The following is a 16,222-nucleotide window of genomic DNA, read 5'->3' on the forward strand; positions in this document are numbered from 1 at the left end:
CCACAGGAGACGCCCCTAAGGACCATGGGGCTCGGGGCTCGGCTGTCACGGGCCAGTGGAGGCTGCCGTGACGGGATGTCAGGAGGCGAGGTGGCTGCGGTGCACCGCCTTCCGGGACAGTGCACTGCAGCCGGCAACAGCCGGTCACCTCGCATCGCCAACATAGCCACCGGACCGTACGGCGGCCACACGGCGCAGGCAAACGGGTGCAGCGGCACCCGGGTCGGGGCGAGGCGGCCACCCGCGGCATTCCTACCGGCCTCCGCCGACCTCCGCCGGCCTCCGCCGTCCCCCGTCGGCCCCTCCTGCCTGCGACTGAGCCCCGGCGATCCGGTGTGCGATCGGCTTTCCCCACAGGTGCCACAGGCCGAGGCCCAGTCGGCGCGCGAGTCCGAGCTGGGTGTCTGCGACGGTGGCCGGTCCGGTCCACCGGTCGGCCGCGTCCGGATCCCGCAACCGGAGGCTCGCCTGGACCCGTTTCGTTTTGCCCATTCGGAACCATTTCGCCCGATGAGGTATCTCACCACCTGCACGGCCCATGCCCGACAAAAGGAGCTGTTCCGGATGGTGCGTCAAGTTCGTGTGCTGCTACTGGCCGCCTTACTGCTGGCGACGGGCGCGGTGATGTCGTCCACACCGGCCTTTGCGGTCATCGGCGGGTCGAAGAGCGCCTACGGCCCGTGGGCCGTGCGCATGCTCGTCGACGGCAAACCGGCATGCACCGGGACGGCGGTCACCCCTGAGTGGATCATCAGCGCCTCGCACTGCTTCTTCGAGCAGGGGCAGCCGATCGCGGACAAGCGGGTCACGTTCCGGGTCGGCAGCCTGGACATGCGGAAGGGCACCACGGTCCATCCGGTGCCCGGCAGGCGCGTGGGAAGCGCGCAGGCCGACATGATGCTCGTCAAGGTCCCGCCGATGAAGGTCCGCACGGCGCGTTTGGCCACGGCCGGTGTCCAACCGGGCCAGACCGTACGGCAGTACGGGTGGGGCGCCACCTGCACCGGGGACGAAAACACCTGCCAGTCCCCCGTGCTCAAGCAGTCGGACCTGCGGGTCGTACGGCCTGACGACCCGCGTTGCGAGGGCTACACCGCACCGGGCGGTTCGGACTTCTGCATGGAAAGGGTGTCCGGGATTCCCGCCGGCGGCGACTCCGGAGGCCCGGTGATGAGCATCGCCCCCAACGGCGCCGAAACCCTTCTCGGCGTGTTCGACGGCTCCGACCGGCAGGAGATCGCCGAAGCCGGGGAGATCTCCCAGCAACTCGCCTGGATCCACTCGGTCACCCGGCGGTAGAAGGAAGGACGCGGGCGGGAGCGGACGCCGCCGATGCCGCGTTCGGCAGCCACACGACATTTCCAGGAGGAGGGGTACCGGGTGTCCCGGTACCCCTCCTTCCGCTCAGTCCGGTCCGTACGCAGCCGGACCTTGTCGGCACCCAGATGGCTCCGGTACGTCTCCGTCATGAAGGCGCTCACGACGACGAGGGCCACCACGGCGGCCGTCGCGAGGTAGACCCACACGGTGTAGATCGTGCCGAAGGTGCCGCGCAGGATCAGGAGGAGCAGGGGCGCCAGGATCCCTATCTGGCGGTAGGTCGGCAGGACGCCGATCAGGGCGGTCGCCGCGCCCATGAACACGATCGTCCCAACAGCAGGGTCTTCTTGCGGCCGGCCCGGTCGCCCCAACGGCTGACGAGCGTCCCGCCCAGCGGGCAGGGAGCGTATGGACCAGCGGATCCGCCATGGCTGACCGGACAGGTCCAACTGAGGCCGCAGGGGCGGGACTTCATCGGGAGCGGTGCGGGCGGAGCGCCGTACTCCCGCGATCGGCAAGTGAGCGGGGAGCCGGGCCGGCACCGGCGGGCGCATCCGTCCGCCGCGTCATACCGGGCGGCCGGCGCCAGGTCCTGTCGTCACACACCCGTCGTTTGCCCGAAGGGCAGGCCTTGCCGCGTCCGGTGTGTGTGAGCGCAAGCCGGAGGCCGTCCCGGTACTGGGCGGACAGGGGCGATCCGGCAACGCGGCGAGCACCCGTGCCAGGCGTCGCAAGGCAGGCGGGCGTTTGACGACAGGGCCTAGGCTGCCACCCGGCAACGGCCTCGACCCAGGAGCTCACATCGTGTTCGACCCCGCCCGGAAGTACCCGTATCCCGACGCCCTCCGACCGGACGAAGCCCCCGCGCCGCACGCGCTGCTCGCGCCGCTGACCGGGTTCCTGGGCACCTGGGCCGGCCAGGGCCGCGGCGAGTATCCGACGCTCGCCGAGGAGTTCACGTACGCGCAGGAGGTCACCTTCAGCCACGACGGGCGGCCGTTCCTCCACTACGAGTCGCGCGCCTGGCTGCTCGACGCGGAGGGCGCCCCGCTGCGGCCGTCGGCCCGGGAAAGCGGCTGGTGGCGAATGCAGCCCGAGGGGCGCGTGGAGGCCCTGATCACCCAGCCCACCGGCATCGCGGAGATCTCGGTCGGACACGCCGACGAGGGCACCGCCGATCTCGCCACTCACGAGGTGGCCTGCACTCCCACTGCCAAGGAGGTCACCGCCACCCGCCGCCGCTACACCCTGACCGACGAGGACACGCTCACCTTCGTCCACGACCTCGCGGCGGTCGGCCAACCACTGCAGCACCACCTTTCGGCGCGGCTTCGACGCGTCGGCGCCGTCTGAACGACGGGCGAGCCCTTGGCCGAGGGTCTCAGCGATGCTGTCACGGTCGCGAGACCCGCCGACGCGTCGATGAAGGCACCTCCCACCACCGCCTGAGTCACCACGCCGCGCCCGAACAGAACCCTGTGTCGGCCGGCGAGGTCAGGACGTGTCCTCGCCCGACGCGGCGGCCGAGGGCGCCGGGTCGTACCCGCCGCCTTGGAAACGTTCCAGATCGGACGCGCGTACCTGGATGACGAACACGGCGATCAGCGCCGCGACGACCGCGAAAGCGGCAGCGGCGAGGAAGGCGCTGGAGACCCCGGACGACAGGACCGCGTCACCCCAAGGAGGCGGCAGCTGGCCGGTTCGCCGGAACTGCAGTTGTTCGGCGGGCGACGCCTGCGCCAGGAACGCCGGAATCTGGCTGGTGGCCTCATCGCGGCTCGCCGTGCCGAAGGTCGTGACCAGGATGGACAACCCCAGCGAGCCTCCCACCTGTTGGGTGGCGTTCAGAATCCCGGAAGCCGCCCCCGACTCGTGCGCTGCCACTCCCGAGACGGCCATCAGCGTCAGGGACACGAACTGGAAGCCCATACCGAAGCCGAACACCAGCATCGGCCCGATCAGGCTCCCAAGATACGTACTGTGCACGTCGGTCTGGGTCAGCCACGACAGTCCGCCCGCCGCGAGCAGCGCGCCGGTCACCATGAACGGCTTGGGACCGTACTTCGGCAGCAGTTGGGAGGCGATGCCCGCCCCCACCGCGATCACGGCGCTGATCGGCAGGAAGGCCAGACCGGCCTGCAACGGGCTGAAGCGGAGCACGTTCTGGACGAACAGGGTCAGGAAGAAGAACATGCCGAAGAGTGCGGCGGCCAGGCTGAGCATCATCCCGTAGGTGCCCGCGCGGTTGCGGTCCCGGAACATCCGCAGTGGGGTGATGGGCTGCCGCGAACGGCTCTCGATGGCGAGGAACACAGCGAGCAGCGCGACCGCCGCACAGAAGGCTCCGATGGTCAGCGGATCGGTCCAGCCGTCCTCGGAGGCCCGGATGAAGCCGTAGACGAGCGCGACCATGCCTGCCGTGGAGGTGAGGGCGCCGAGGATGTCGAAATGACCGGCGTGGCGCTCGGACTCACGGATGAAGCGCGGCGTGGCGATGGCGATGGCGAGGCCGATCGGCACATTGACGAACAGCACCCACCGCCAGTCCAGCCACTCGACGAGCATGCCGCCGACGAGCAGGCCGATCGCGCCACCGCCGGCCGAGACAGCGGCAAAAACCCCGAAGGCCCGGTTGCGTTCCGGGCCTTCGCGGAAAGTGGTGGTGATGAGGGCGAGTGCGGTCGGTGAGGCGACGGCACCGCCGACGCCTTGCAGTGACCGTGCGGCGAGCAACTGCCAGGATTCCTGCGCCAGGCCGCCGAGCAGCGAGGCGACAACGAACAGCAGGATGCCCCCGATGAACACCTTGCGGCGGCCGAGGATGTCGCCCAGTCTGCCGCCGAGCAACAGCAGCCCACCGAAGGTGAGGGTGTACGCGTTGATCACCCAGGAGAGGCTCTCCGTCGAGAAACCGAGCGCCCCTTGGATATGCGGGAGTGCGATATTCACGATGGTGATGTCGAGGACCACCATCAGCTGGCACGAGCAAATGACGAGGAGAGCAATCCCCCTGCCTCCGCCCCGCCGTTGCCCGGAGCCAGCTGTCGGTTCGGGGGTCGGCGTATGACTCGTCATAGGAGCTGCCTTTCCGCTCCGGGGAACCGGACCGGTCATTTCACCCACGTTATGCCTGGGTGTTGGGCCTCACCAGTCGATCAATAGGGCGTCTCGGAAGGCATCGCGGCCGCGGTTACCCGCAGGGGTGGGGACACCTCCGAGGGCAGCCCGTACCGGGATACCGGTGGCAAGTCCGGCGCCCGGCCCGTCAGCGCGAGGCGTCCCGAGGAGTGCGGGGACTGCGACAGGTGCACGCACACGTACCAGGTACACGGACACGGGCGTGGCCGAGGGAGAGGTTGGCTCCGCGCCAACTGAATTCGTTCACGCGTTCGATATATGGCAGGGTGGGGGAATGGCGATGGAACGTGAAGTCTCTTCGGAATGCGGCCCCCGCGATCCTGCGCCGTGGCCACGCGAGCCGGGAATCCCCGATGACCTGCTGCGGGCGAAAGCGCTGGTGTATGACCCGTGTGGATTCACGTGCTCACAGCCGGCGCCCGAAGCGGAGAGCGCCGAGTACGGGGCATGCGCGTTCACGCTGGAAGGCCTCTCGGTCAGATTCCGGGTGGCGAGGACGACACCGACGAAGGTCGGCCAGTTCGTCACGGTCTGGAAGAGATCGGCAGGCGGGCCGATCCAGCCCTTCGATGCCGAGGACCCCGTTGATCTCTTCGTCGTCAGCACACGCGAGGGCGAGCGATTCGGGCAGTTCGTGTTCTCGCGAGACGTGCTCCGCGAACGGGACATCGTGTCAACGGACGGTTCCGGCGGGAAGCGGGCATTCCGCGTCTACCCGCCGTGGGTGACCACCACCAACCGCCAAGCCGGCAGCACACAGAACTGGCAGGTGAAGCACTTCCTCCAGCTACCGGAAGGCGAGCCCCTCGACGTTCCCCGCGCCCACGCGCTCTATCACTCCCGTGGGGACCAATAACGTTGCTCGACCGCAAACCGGAGCCTTGCGTGCGTGATCGCGTGGGCTGAGGTCATGGGCCGGGAAACCGGCACCGCCGACGCTTGGACGAGCCGGCCACTGCGCCCTCAGATCGCCATAACTCCGAACTCCATCAAGGAAGTTCAAGGGAGTTCGAGGAAGTTCAAGGGAGTTAGCGACGCGGGACAGGGCGATGGCCACCGCCGCTCACGTAGGCGTCAATGACCCTCCACCGGCCCGGCCGCGTGGACAACCCGGAGGCTCTGCGCGTCGTTCTCGACACCTCGGTGCCAGGGCGGAAGCATGATGTTCAGTCGTATGTAGATGTATGCGTCGGTGGATGTCTGGAGAGGGAGGATGCATTTCCGGCATCGCGCACAGCGAAGTGCGCCCAGAGCTTCTTCACCTCCACGACTGACCGACTGGAGGACTCCATGGATCAATGACCGCATCTATCCCTGGCGGCCGTTTGTCCACGTTCCGCAAGACAACGAGATCGATGCCCTGATCCGGGATCAGCTGGGCGACGCCATGTGCCGCTCCATCTCCCTTCCTGGCGCCAGGCCCTGAGCACTGACCCGTGGACGATCCAGCACCAGTCGCATCAGGCCGGACCGTGCGGCAGGTGGCATCACCCCATCGTCGCGTCGCTCCATGCGGGCGTGGCGGTCGACAGCACGGACTTCGGGGGATGCGGCCGTCCACCTGGCGCATTGTCGCCTTGCGCGTGCCCTCCCCCACCCCTCCCTCGTTGGTTAGGTTAGGCTAACCTTCCCAACGTGAAAGCCGATGAAGAGACCACCGCGGCCCGACGCCCCCGTGGTCATGAGCTGTCGGCCGCGGGTGTCACCGTGGCGTATGAGGGCGTCGATGTCGTGCACGACGCGTCGTTGACGCTGCGGCCGGGCGAAGTGACCGTTCTGGTGGGTCCCAACGGCAGCGGGAAATCGACGCTGCTCCGCACGCTGGCCCGTTTGCAGCGTCCCAGGACCGCCACGCTGACCCTCGACGCGGACACGGACGGCCTCGCCCTGACCCCCGGTGAGTTCTCGCGGCGCGTGGCCCTCCTGACGCAGGGGCGCCCCACGCCCAGCGGGCTGACCGTACGGGACGTCGTCGAGTTCGGCCGTTACCCGTACCGGGGCCGCTGGGGCAGGTCGGATCCGGACGGCCGAGCCGCGGTGGACCGCGCGCTCGCCATGACAGGGGTCGCGGAACTCGCCGACCGCGGCGCCGAGCACCTCTCCGGAGGGCAGCTGCAGCGCGTATGGCTCGCCGGCTGCCTCGCCCAGGAGACCGGCGTGCTGCTCCTCGACGAGCCGACGACCTACCTCGACCTGCGCTACCAGGTCGAGCTTCTCGACCTGGTCCGCGATCTGGCGGACGACCACCGCATCGCCGTGGGTGTCGTCCTGCACGACCTCGACCAGGCCGCGGCCGTCGCCAACCGGATCGTGCTGCTCGACGCGGGCCGGGTCCTCGCCGACGGCGCCCCCGGGGACGTACTGACGCCGCAGCGGCTGACCGAGACGTACGGCATCCGCATCGAGGTCGATACCGATCCCCTCACGGGCCGGCTGCGCACCCGCGCGATCGGCCGGCACCACACACGAAGCGAAAGGCTCAGTACCACCTCATGAGACGCCTCCTGCTCACCGTCGCGACCGCCACAGCGGCGGCGCTCACGCTGGCCGCCTGCGGGACGACCGAGCCTCCCGCCGACGACGCGAAGAAGTCCGGCGAACGCATCACCCTCTCCGGCGCGTCCGGTGCGAAGGTGCGCCTCGACGGGCCCGCCAAGAAGGTCGTCGGGACGGAGTGGGACGTCGTCGAGGACCTGGTCTCGCTGGGCGTCGACCCCGTCGGCGTCGCCGACGTCAAGGGCTACAAGACCTGGGACACCGCGGCCCCGCTGAAGAACAGCCCCAAGGACATCGGCACGCGCGGCGAGCCGAGCATGGACACCATCGCCTCCCTGTCGCCGGACCTCATCGTCGCCACCACCGACCTGTCCGCGGGCGCCCTCAAGCAACTGCGCAAGATCGCCCCGGTCCTGGACATACGGTCCGCCGACGCCTCCGACCAGCTGGGGCGGATGACGAACAACCTCGACCTCATCGCGAAGGCCACCGGCACCACGCAGCGGGCCGAGATACTCAAGGACCAGTTCGAGGCCAAGGCCGACGAAGGCAGGAAGGCCCTCAAGAAAGCCGGTCGCGCCGGCACCCGGTACGCCTTCGCCGACGGCTATGTCACCGCCAATCAGACCACGATCAGGCCCTACACCAGCGGCTCGCTCATCGGGGCGGTCAACGAGAAGCTCGGGCTGAAGAACGCCTGGACGGTCAAGGGCGACAAGGGCTACGGTCTCGGCTCCACCGATGTCGAGGGGCTGACCAAGCTCGGCGATGTGCAGTTCGCCTACATCGGCAGCGACGGGGACAAGGACAGCACTCCGTTCACCGGCGCCCTGGCCAAGGACTCCGTGTGGACGTCGCTGCCGTTCGTGAAGGCCGGCGATGTGCACCGGCTGTCCGACGGCATCTGGATGTTCGGCGGCCCCAAGTCGATGGAGGCGTACATCGACGCCGTCGTCAACGCACTGACGACGTAACGCCATGGCCGTCACCACCACCACTCCCCCCGCGCATACGCCGACGGCCACGCACCGGAGCGGCGCCTCCCGGACGGGCACGGCCGCAGTCCTGGCCGCACTGATCCTGCTGGTCGCGGCCCTCGCGATCGCCGACCTCACACAGGGCACGGCCGCGGTCGGCGCGACCGAGGTCCGGAAGGCGCTCACCGGTCAGGCCGATCCGGCCGACGCATCCGTCGTCATCGCCTCGCGGCTGCCGAGACTGACCGCGGGGCTGCTCGTCGGGGCCACGCTCGGGATGGCGGGCGCCGCCCTGCAGGCGGTCAGCCGCAATGTGCTCGCGGCGCCCGACACCCTCGCGGTGAACGCCGGCTCCTACCTGGCGCTCGGGCTGGCCGCCCTCACCGGCACCTCGCTCCCGCTGCTCGCCTCCTCCGCCGTCGCGTTCGCCGGCGGTCTCGTGGCGGCGGCCGTCGTGCTCGGACTGTCCGGTCTGGGCGCGGGCACCGTCCGGCTGGTTCTCGCGGGCAGTGCTCTCACCCTCGGCCTGACCGCGGTCACCGAAGGGCTGCTCCTGCTGTTTCCGGAGCAGACGCACGGCCTCTATCAGTGGCACCAAGGCAGCATCTCCCAGAGCGGGTTCGGCGGTGTGCTGCAGATGGCGCCGATCGCTCTCGTCGGACTCGTCGGGCTGCTGCTGGTCGCCCGCCGGGTCGACGCGCTGGCTCTCGGCGACGACGCGGCCCGCGGGATCGGCGTACCCGTTCGCGCCACCCGCGTCACCGTGGTCCTGCTCACGGTGCTGCTCTCCACAGCGGCCGTCACGCTCGCCGGGCCGATCGGCTTCGTCGGCCTGTGCGCACCCGCCCTCGTCCGCCCGCTCGCCCGCCGGTTCCGCGCGCTCTCCCGGTCGCGCATGAGCATTCCGCTCGCCGGTCTGCTGGGTACGGCGCTGGTCCTCGGCTCGGACGTGCTGCTGCGCGCCGTGGTGACGGCGGACGCGGCGGTCGCCGTGCCGACCGGCGTCGTCACCAGCCTCGTCGGCGCAGTGTTCCTGATCGTGATGGCAACGCGGGTCCGGGACACCGCAGGGGCCGTCACCCCCGATCGGCTGCGCCTCAGGAGCCGGACGGTCTTCCTCACCACCACAGCCGCGCTGGTGGCGGGGGTGGTCGGCGTGACGATCGCCGCCGTTCTGCTGGGCGACAGCAAGCTGTTGCTGGGCGACGTCGCGAACTGGGTCCAGGGCACGGCCGGCCGGACCGTCACGTTCGTCCTGGACACCCGGATGCCGCGGGTCCTCGCGGCGCTCCTCGCGGGCGCGGCGCTGGCCCTGGCCGGAACGCTCGTCCAGGCCGTGACCCGCAATCCGTTGGCGGAGCCCGGGGTCCTCGGCGTCTCGGGCGGGGCCGCACTGGGCGCCGTGACGCTCGTGACGACGGTGCCCCTGGCCGGATCGTGGAGCATTGCCGGCGCGGCGTTCGCCGGCGCCGCGGTCGCCTCCGCCGTCGTCTTCGGGTGTGCCGCACGGGGCGGCTTCCAGCAGAACCGGCTCGTCCTCGTCGGCATCGGCGTCGCCACCGGAACCGCCGCCCTGATCAGCCTGCTCATCGTGCTCACCGACCCGTTCAACGCCACGAAGGCGCTCACCTGGCTGTCCGGATCCACCTACGGGCGGACCCTGCCCGACGTGGTGCCTCTCGCGGCCGTGGTCGCCGTGGGAGTGGCCGTGGCGGTCGCACGGCGCACGGAGCTCGACCTCGTCTCGCTCGACGAGGACACCCCCCGGCTCCTGGGGGTCGGCCTGTCCCGGGAGCGTCTGGGCTTTCTCGTGCTGAGCGTCCTGCTCAGCGCCACCGCCGTCGCCGCCGCGGGCACTATCGGCTTCGTGGGACTCGTGGCACCGCACGCCGCGCGGGCCCTCGTGGGCCGGCAGCACGTGCGGGTGGTGCCGGTCGCGGTCCTCCTCGGTGCCGTCCTCGTCTGCGCGGCGGATCTGCTGGGCCGTACCGTGATCGCGCCGACCCAGCTCGGCGCCGGACTGATGACCGCGGTGATCGGAACGCCGTACTTCCTCCACCTGCTCGTACGGAACCGCCGGTAGCGGACATGTCCCAGGAGGGGGTCGTGTCTCCTCAGGTCACCCACGGGGGGCGGGGCTTCGCGTCGGGCCGCCAGAGGTCGGCCACGGGTATCGAGCACACCGATATCCGAGTGCCCTCTGCCAGCTGATGCTGGAGACTCCGCACATGCCAGTTGTCGAAGCCTCGCCCGGAGTGTTCCTCGCGTACGAGACCTTCGGTGACCCCTCTGCCGCGCCTGTACTGCTCGTGATGGGGTTCGGAACGCAGATGATCGCCTGGCACGAGGACTTCTGCCGTGCGCTGGCAGATCGTGGCCGCTACGTGATCCGCTACGACAACCGGGACTGCGGTCTGTCCACCAAGTTCGACGACCACCCCGTCGACCTGCGGCAGTTCATCGCCTCGGTGACCGCGGGAGATATCGCGTCCCCACTCGCGATGCTTCCCTACACCCTCCGGGACATGGCCGACGACGGCCTCGGCCTGCTCACCGCGCTGGGAATCGCACGAGCCCATGTGATCGGCTCGTCGATGGGCGGCATGATCGCTCAGACGATGGCTCTCACCCAGCCGGCACGGGTGCTGACCCTGACCTCGATGATGTCCTCGACCGGCGAACCCGAATTCGGCCGGGCCGGCCCCGAGGCCCGGGCGGTGCTCTTCAGCCCCAAGCCATCGGACCGCGGAGGATACATCGCAGCGGCGGAGAAGGAAATGGTCTGGGCTTCCCAGCGCTACGGCGACCCCGCAGCCCTTCGCGAAATGGCTGCCAACAGCTACGACCGCGCCTACTACCCGGCCGGAGTCGGCCGCCAACTCGGGGCGATGATCCTCGGTGGCTCGCGTGCGGAGGCACTTCGGACGCTTCGGGTGCCGACACTGGTGATCCACGGCCTGGACGACACGCTGATCGACCCAAGTGGCGGGCAGCGCACGGCAGACCTGGTGCCGGGAGCGAAGCTCTTGCTGATCCCCGGCATGGGTCACGACCGCCCCCGCCAACTCTGGCCGGAGATCATCGATGCCTTGGAGGCGCATACCCGCCTGCCCTCCGCTCCCCCTGCGCCCGGGGCGCCAAGCACGGGGTGACCGCGGGTCCTGCAGCCTGGTGTCCATGGTCTGGGCGATCAGCGGCTCGTGGAGTTGCGTGGCGAACGCGCGGCGGCCCTGTACGACAGCGGGAGGTGATCGCTGTAGCCCGTGCCGCCGCTCGGCCGACGGTCCTACCGGGTCGTCTCGGTCCAGGTGACCGGCAGTTCATGCACGCCGTAGATGTTCATGTCGGTCCTGAGTTTCACCTCTTCGGCGGGGAGGGCGAGCTTCAGGGTCGGGAAGCGGCGCAGCAGTCCCTCGAAGCCTGCGCGCATCTCGATGCGGGCCAGTTGCTGGCCGAGGCATTGGTGGATGCCGTGGCCGAAGGACAGATGACCGCGGGCCTTGCGGCGGACGTCCAGGGCGTCGGGGTTCTCGAAGCGCTGGGGGTCGCGGTTGGCGGCCAGCAGCGAGACCACGACGGTCGACCCCTTGCCGATGGTTTCGCCGCCGAGCTCGATGTCCTCCGTGGCGTAGCGATAGAAGATGTCGGCAACGGACAGGTAGCGCAGGAGTTCCTCGACCGCGCCGGGCATCAGGTCCTGGTCGGCGTGCAGTGCGGCCAGCTGCTCGGGGTGCTCGAGGAGCGCGAAGGTACCCAGTGCCAGCATGTTGGCGGTGGTCTCGTGCCCTGCGAGAAGCAACAGGAAGGCGATGCCGGTCAGTTCCTCGATGGTGAGGTCGTCCTGGCGGGCCAGGTCGGACAGGATGTCTTCACCGGGGTCGGCGCGTTTGCGTGTGACCAGTTCGGCCAGGTACGTGGTCATGGCGCCGTACGCGGCGATCTTCTCGTCGAGCGGCTGGTCCTTGACCATGAACTTGGCGGAGTTGGTCTGGAAGGTGCTCCGGTCCTCGTAGGGGACGCCGAGCATTTCGCAGATCACCAGCGACGGCACCGGAAGGGCGAATTCCTTGACCAGGTCGATCGGCGGGGTCAGGCGCGCCGTCTCGTCCAGTTGCCGCTCGACGATGTCGACGATGTGCTCTTCGAGCTGCTTCATGCGTTTGACGGTGAAGGCGCCGGTGAGCTTGCGCCGCAGCCGGGTGTGGTCCGGTGAGTCCATGGCGATGAACAAGCCCGGTATCTGCGGGGAGGGTTCGGTAGGGGCGGGCATGCCGGGGGTCTCGTACGGCATGTGGAGAATGCCGAGGTCCTGGCGGGAGCTGAACCGGCTGTCGGCCATGAGTCGGCGGAGCGCGTCGTAGCCGGTGACGAGCCAGCCCTCGTGACCGTCGGGGAAGATCATGGGGCTGACGGGGCGGGCCTCGCGCAGCCGGGTGATGTCGCGGGGCGGGTCGAAGGGGCCCGCATCGCGGTCCATGGGGAGGCCGCGCGGGATGGGAACCGTGTGACTCATCGGCTTTCCTTTTCGTTGTTGCGGCTGTCGTCGCGACGGGCTTGGCAGGGAACGGACCCCGGTCATGCCGGAGACATGCCGGCTGGGCACCGTGGGAGAACCGGACCGGCCGGCGCGGAACACCAGGTTGAAGGGCTGCTGTCTCCTTGGGCACAGTCGCCAACGTTCGGGAAGCACCGAACGCCCACGACACTACATTGCGTTCACTCATCCGTCAAAGCACAATGTGCACTCAAGTCGCCTATTCCATGCGGTAGATGGGCCTGGAATTGCAATGACCGTGACGCTGAACGCAAGGGCCGATCATGATGAGCATTGCAATGAGCTCGGCGTGAATGCATACTGCGCAACCGGGTGCGGGCGCCGAGCACCGCGCACGTCGACAGAGGGGAAATACGCACCGATGCCCGGAGGCAGGCTCACCATCGAGGACCGTCAGCACATCGCCGCGGGGCTGGCCGAGGGGCTCGGATACACAGAGATCGGCCAGCGTCTGGGGCGGCCCGCGTCAACCATCATGCGGGAGGTCACCCGGAACGGCGGCCCCGACACCTACGGGTCGGACCGGGCACACGAGGCCACTCAGCATCGTGCGCGCCGACGCCGGCAGGCTCAGCCTCCGACACCGCACGTCCCCGACAGCGGCCACGGGCGTGACCCCCAAGCGGTCCAGGACCTCACGGAGTCCTTCACCGCTCTCCTCGAACAGCAGGGGCTACCCCGGATGGTGGCCAGGGTGCTGACCTGCCTCTACATCACCGACTCCGGCACTCTCACCTCCGCTGACCTGGTCAAGCGGCTTCGCATCAGCCCGGCGTCCGTCTCACACGCCGTCACCTTCCTCGAACAGCAGGGACTGCTCCAGCGGGAACGCGCTCCCGGCGTGCGCCACGAGCGCTATGTCATCGACGATGAGGTCTGGCTCCGGACCACCCTTGCCTCTCTGCAGATGAACGATGCCCTGGCGGCCGCATCGCAGCGCGCAGCCGAGATTCTCGGGGTCGCGACTCCGGCGGGCGCCCGCTTCGATACGTCCGCCGAATTCCTGCTTCTCGTGAGCGAATCCCTCCGCAAGGTCACGGAGCAGTGGCCGCGGAACATGGCCGCACGGAGCGCACGGCGAGAGCAATGATCGGCCAGCGACTTGGCGGTGCTGGCTGCACGCGTGCACCGCGATGCAACGGACCACGTCAGCCCGTCGCCAAGCCGCCGTCAACGGTGCGTCAACGGCCGTCGGCGGTGATGCGGAACCGCAGCCGGCAGATCACGGCGTCGGTGTCGCGGCGGACTGCGTGCGCGACGACTGATCCGCGCTGGTTCTGCAGCAGCCGCTGCCAGATGTGGGCGGGTTCCGTCTCCGGGATGAGCACCGTCACCTGGGCACCCCGGTGGGACCGGGCACGTTCCGTGACGTAGCGGGAAACCGGGCGGCCCAGCGAGCGGGTCGGCGAGGCGAGCTCGACGAGTTCGACCCCGGGGCTCCACAACTCCCAGTCCCGGCGCAGCGATTCGGCCGCTCTGCGGTCCTCCGGAGCGGGGTGTGTGACGGTGACGGCCACCACCTCGTCGCCCAGGGAGCGGGCCGCGGTCAGGGCCTGACACGTCAGGCGGGACAGCCCCGAGACCGGGACCACGACCAGCGAGTGCGTACGCTGCGGGGCCTGCGGGATCCGGCCCAGCTCCAGGCGTTCGCCGATCGAGGCGTATGCCGCGTGGACACGTTCGAAGGCGAGGACGATCAGCGGCAGGGCAAGGACGATCAGCCAGGCGCCCTCGGTGAACTTGGTGGCCGTGACGACGATTGCCGAGACTCCCGTCAGCAGGGCGCCGAGGCCGTTGAGCACGGCTTTTGTCTGCCAGCCCGCGGGACGCCCCGCATACCAGTGACGGACCATGCCGGCCTGGCAGATGGTGAAGCCGACGAAGACACCGATCGCGAAGAGCGGAACGAGGCTGTTGGTGTCGCCGCCCGAGAAGACCAGCAGGACCGCGGCTACGGCGGCCAGGGCGAGTACGCCGTGGCGGTGGACCTGTCGGTCGGCCTTCAGCATGAAGAGGTGGGGCAGGTGGTTGTCGCGGGCGAGCAGGCTCATCAGGACCGGCAGACCCCCGAAGGAGGTGTTCGCGGCGAGGGCCAGCAGCACCATGGTGGCGAACTGGACGACGTAGAAAGCGAGGTTGTGGCCGAAGGAGGCGTCCGCGAGCTGGGCGAGGACGGTCACACCTTCCACCGGCTGGAGGTGGAAGCGGCCGATCAGGAGGGACAGGCCGATCAGCATGACGCCCAGGAGCGAGCCCAGGGCCACCTCCGTGCGCTGGGCGCGGCGGGCCGCGGGGGCACGGAACGACGGTACGGCGTTGGCCACGGCCTCCACACCGGTCAGCGCCGAGCAGCCCGCGGCGAACGCCTTGAGCAGCAGCAGCGCACCGACCGTGGTGGCGCCCTCGCCGAGCGCGGATGCGTGACCGGCAGCGGACGCGGTGCTCACCGGGGCGTCACGGAACAGACCGACAGCGATCATGACGAGTATCGAGCCGACGAACACGGCGGTGGGTACGAGGAACGCCTTGGCGGAGTTGACGACGCCACGCAGGTTCACTGCGGTCACCAGCGCCAGGACGCCCAGACACAGCCAGACCCGCTCGCCGTGGAGGGCGGGGAAGGCTGAGGTCAGGGCAGCGACGCCGGCCGTCACGGAGACGGCGACGTTCAGGACGTAGTCCAGGATCAGCGAGGCGGCGGCGACCAGGCCGGCGCGCCGGCCCAGATGCCGTTTGGCCACCGCATACGATCCGCCACCGTCCGGGAAAGCCGCGATGACCTGGCGGTACGAGGCCACCAGGACCGCGAGCAGCACGGCGATCGCGAGCGTGACCGGGAGGGTGAAGCCCATCCCGTAGGCGCCGGCCGCGGCAAGCACGAGCACGATCGACTCGGGCCCGTAGGCCACGGACGCCATCGCGTCGAGCGACAGCGCCGAGAGCCCCTGGAGGGCGGTCAGCCGATGCCGGTCCTCGGCTTCGGGTGCGCGCCCCTCGGCATCAGGAGGCGCCTCTGTGCTCGGGACGTCTCCTGCCGCGCTCGGCTTCCCCGTGTGTATCGACATTTTCACCGGTCCTCAGTTGGGCAGAGTAAGGACAGCGTCGGAACGGCACGGCCTGCTGACCAGCCCTCTTGTCGCCATCCATACGGCCGCCGCCGCAGTCTTCATGCGTTCATGACGCCGAGCCGGCACATCGCATCAGGCACGGCAAGATCTCGCCATGGTGCGTGGCCCGCACGTAGCCGAGGGGCAGCGTGGTGAGGGGCGGTGTTCTCCGCGGCTCGTGCTCGACGCGGCCCCGGGGCGGCCCGCGCCGTCGGCGCAGGTCCGCCGCCCGGCAGCCGTCCCCGCTGCGCGGGCAGGTTTCGTCCTGGACTCAGAGAGGCCGTCCCACCAGGGCTGACACCGCCTGCAGCGCTTCGCGTATGGGCCGCGTCAAAGCTTTCCGCATGCCCGTAAGGGGCCCGTCAAGGAGTGCCGACGCCTGGCTGAAAACGCGGTTTGCTCCTTCTCGGCCACACGGCCGATTTCCCTCTCTTCACTTCATACAGGAGCTCACGATGGCCGACCTGGCCTTCGTCGTCACCACGATCGCGGTCTTCGCGCTGGTGGCGCTCATCGCCAAAGGGGTGACCAAGCTGTGACCATCGAGAACGTGGTCGGCCTCATCGTCGCCGTCGCCCTGCTCGGCTACCTCATCCTCGCCCTCGTGTACCCGGAGAGGTTCTGAGCAC

General features: G+C 69.4%; 12 protein-coding genes. 9 read left to right on the forward strand and 3 right to left on the reverse strand.

Translation table 11 applies throughout. From position 1 onward, the window contains the following. Positions 1-564: 564 nt before the first annotated feature. Both ACIRQ7_RS05960 and ACIRQ7_RS05965 read left to right on the forward strand, forming a co-directional pair. Positions 565-1,299: a S1 family peptidase gene (locus tag ACIRQ7_RS05960; protein ID WP_404260221.1), complete on the forward strand. Its 735-nt coding sequence runs from the start codon at positions 565-567 to the stop codon at positions 1,297-1,299. A gap of 825 nt (positions 1,300-2,124) precedes the next feature. Next, positions 2,125-2,673 (forward strand): FABP family protein, encoded by a 549-nt coding sequence (locus ACIRQ7_RS05965; RefSeq protein ID WP_404260223.1) that lies wholly within the window; start codon positions 2,125-2,127, stop codon positions 2,671-2,673. Positions 2,674-2,814: 141 nt separating this feature from the next. On the opposite strand, the gene ACIRQ7_RS05970 is transcribed toward ACIRQ7_RS05965, so the two are convergent. Continuing rightward, the gene (locus ACIRQ7_RS05970) at positions 2,815-4,395 is read right to left on the reverse strand and encodes an MFS transporter (RefSeq protein ID WP_404260225.1); all 1,581 of its coding nucleotides are present in this window, start codon (positions 4,393-4,395) and stop codon (positions 2,815-2,817) included. Between the two features lie 337 nt (positions 4,396-4,732). On the opposite strand from ACIRQ7_RS05970, the gene ACIRQ7_RS05975 reads away from it, so the two are divergent. From ACIRQ7_RS05975 to ACIRQ7_RS05995, 5 genes are all read left to right on the forward strand, one after another. Next, positions 4,733-5,314: a MepB family protein gene (locus ACIRQ7_RS05975; protein WP_404260227.1), complete on the forward strand. Its 582-nt coding sequence runs from the start codon at positions 4,733-4,735 to the stop codon at positions 5,312-5,314. A gap of 779 nt (positions 5,315-6,093) precedes the next feature. Further along, on the forward strand, positions 6,094-6,954 hold the full coding sequence (locus ACIRQ7_RS05980) for an ABC transporter ATP-binding protein (RefSeq protein ID WP_404260229.1): 861 nt from the start codon (positions 6,094-6,096) through the stop codon (positions 6,952-6,954). Then, positions 6,951-7,928, forward strand: a complete 978-nt coding sequence (locus ACIRQ7_RS05985; RefSeq protein ID WP_404260231.1) for an iron-siderophore ABC transporter substrate-binding protein — start codon at positions 6,951-6,953, stop codon at positions 7,926-7,928. Before ACIRQ7_RS05980 ends, ACIRQ7_RS05985 begins: the two co-directional genes overlap by 4 nt. Before the next feature lie 4 nt (positions 7,929-7,932). Next, complete coding sequence (locus ACIRQ7_RS05990) at positions 7,933-10,014, forward strand: iron ABC transporter permease (RefSeq protein ID WP_404260233.1); 2,082 nt, start codon at positions 7,933-7,935, stop codon at positions 10,012-10,014. A gap of 145 nt (positions 10,015-10,159) precedes the next feature. Then, entirely contained in the window at positions 10,160-11,083 is a 924-nt protein-coding gene (locus tag ACIRQ7_RS05995) for an alpha/beta fold hydrolase (RefSeq protein WP_404260234.1), read from the forward strand. Positions 11,084-11,217: 134 nt separating this feature from the next. Here ACIRQ7_RS05995 and ACIRQ7_RS06000 read toward each other — a convergent pair whose 3' ends face one another. Beyond that, on the reverse strand, positions 11,218-12,444 hold the full coding sequence (locus ACIRQ7_RS06000) for a cytochrome P450 (RefSeq protein ID WP_404260236.1): 1,227 nt from the start codon (positions 12,442-12,444) through the stop codon (positions 11,218-11,220). 403 nt (positions 12,445-12,847) lie between these two features. Here ACIRQ7_RS06000 and ACIRQ7_RS06005 point away from each other — a divergent pair, with 403 nt between their 5' ends. Continuing rightward, on the forward strand, positions 12,848-13,576 hold the full coding sequence (locus tag ACIRQ7_RS06005) for a helix-turn-helix domain-containing protein (RefSeq protein ID WP_404260237.1): 729 nt from the start codon (positions 12,848-12,850) through the stop codon (positions 13,574-13,576). Positions 13,577-13,667: 91 nt separating this feature from the next. On the opposite strand, the gene ACIRQ7_RS06010 is transcribed toward ACIRQ7_RS06005, so the two are convergent. Beyond that, positions 13,668-15,551, reverse strand: a complete 1,884-nt coding sequence (locus tag ACIRQ7_RS06010; RefSeq protein ID WP_404260239.1) for an APC family permease — start codon at positions 15,549-15,551, stop codon at positions 13,668-13,670. 577 nt (positions 15,552-16,128) lie between these two features. On the opposite strand from ACIRQ7_RS06010, the gene kdpF reads away from it, so the two are divergent. Then, positions 16,129-16,218: a K(+)-transporting ATPase subunit F gene (gene kdpF / locus ACIRQ7_RS06015; protein WP_403671977.1), complete on the forward strand. Its 90-nt coding sequence runs from the start codon at positions 16,129-16,131 to the stop codon at positions 16,216-16,218. Positions 16,219-16,222: the final 4 nt, after the last annotated feature.

The organism is Streptomyces sp. NPDC101393 (assembly GCF_044767385.1).
GTDB lineage: Bacteria > Actinomycetota > Actinomycetes > Streptomycetales > Streptomycetaceae > Streptomyces.

What these genes read in the sequence shown, in the direction of transcription:
- ACIRQ7_RS05960 (WP_404260221.1), top strand. Translation starts at nt 565, where the DNA reads ATGGTGCGTCAAGTTCGTGTGCTGCTACTGGCCGCCTTACTGCTGGCG.
- ACIRQ7_RS06010 (WP_404260239.1), bottom strand. Translation starts at nt 15,551, where the DNA reads ATGTCGATACACACGGGGAAGCCGAGCGCGGCAGGAGACGTCCCGAGC.
- ACIRQ7_RS05985 (WP_404260231.1), top strand. Translation starts at nt 6,951, where the DNA reads ATGAGACGCCTCCTGCTCACCGTCGCGACCGCCACAGCGGCGGCGCTC.
- ACIRQ7_RS05995 (WP_404260234.1), top strand. Translation starts at nt 10,160, where the DNA reads ATGCCAGTTGTCGAAGCCTCGCCCGGAGTGTTCCTCGCGTACGAGACC.
- ACIRQ7_RS05990 (WP_404260233.1), top strand. Translation starts at nt 7,933, where the DNA reads ATGGCCGTCACCACCACCACTCCCCCCGCGCATACGCCGACGGCCACG.
- ACIRQ7_RS05975 (WP_404260227.1), top strand. Translation starts at nt 4,733, where the DNA reads ATGGCGATGGAACGTGAAGTCTCTTCGGAATGCGGCCCCCGCGATCCT.
- ACIRQ7_RS06005 (WP_404260237.1), top strand. Translation starts at nt 12,848, where the DNA reads ATGCCCGGAGGCAGGCTCACCATCGAGGACCGTCAGCACATCGCCGCG.
- ACIRQ7_RS06000 (WP_404260236.1), bottom strand. Translation starts at nt 12,444, where the DNA reads ATGAGTCACACGGTTCCCATCCCGCGCGGCCTCCCCATGGACCGCGAT.
- ACIRQ7_RS05970 (WP_404260225.1), bottom strand. Translation starts at nt 4,395, where the DNA reads ATGACGAGTCATACGCCGACCCCCGAACCGACAGCTGGCTCCGGGCAA.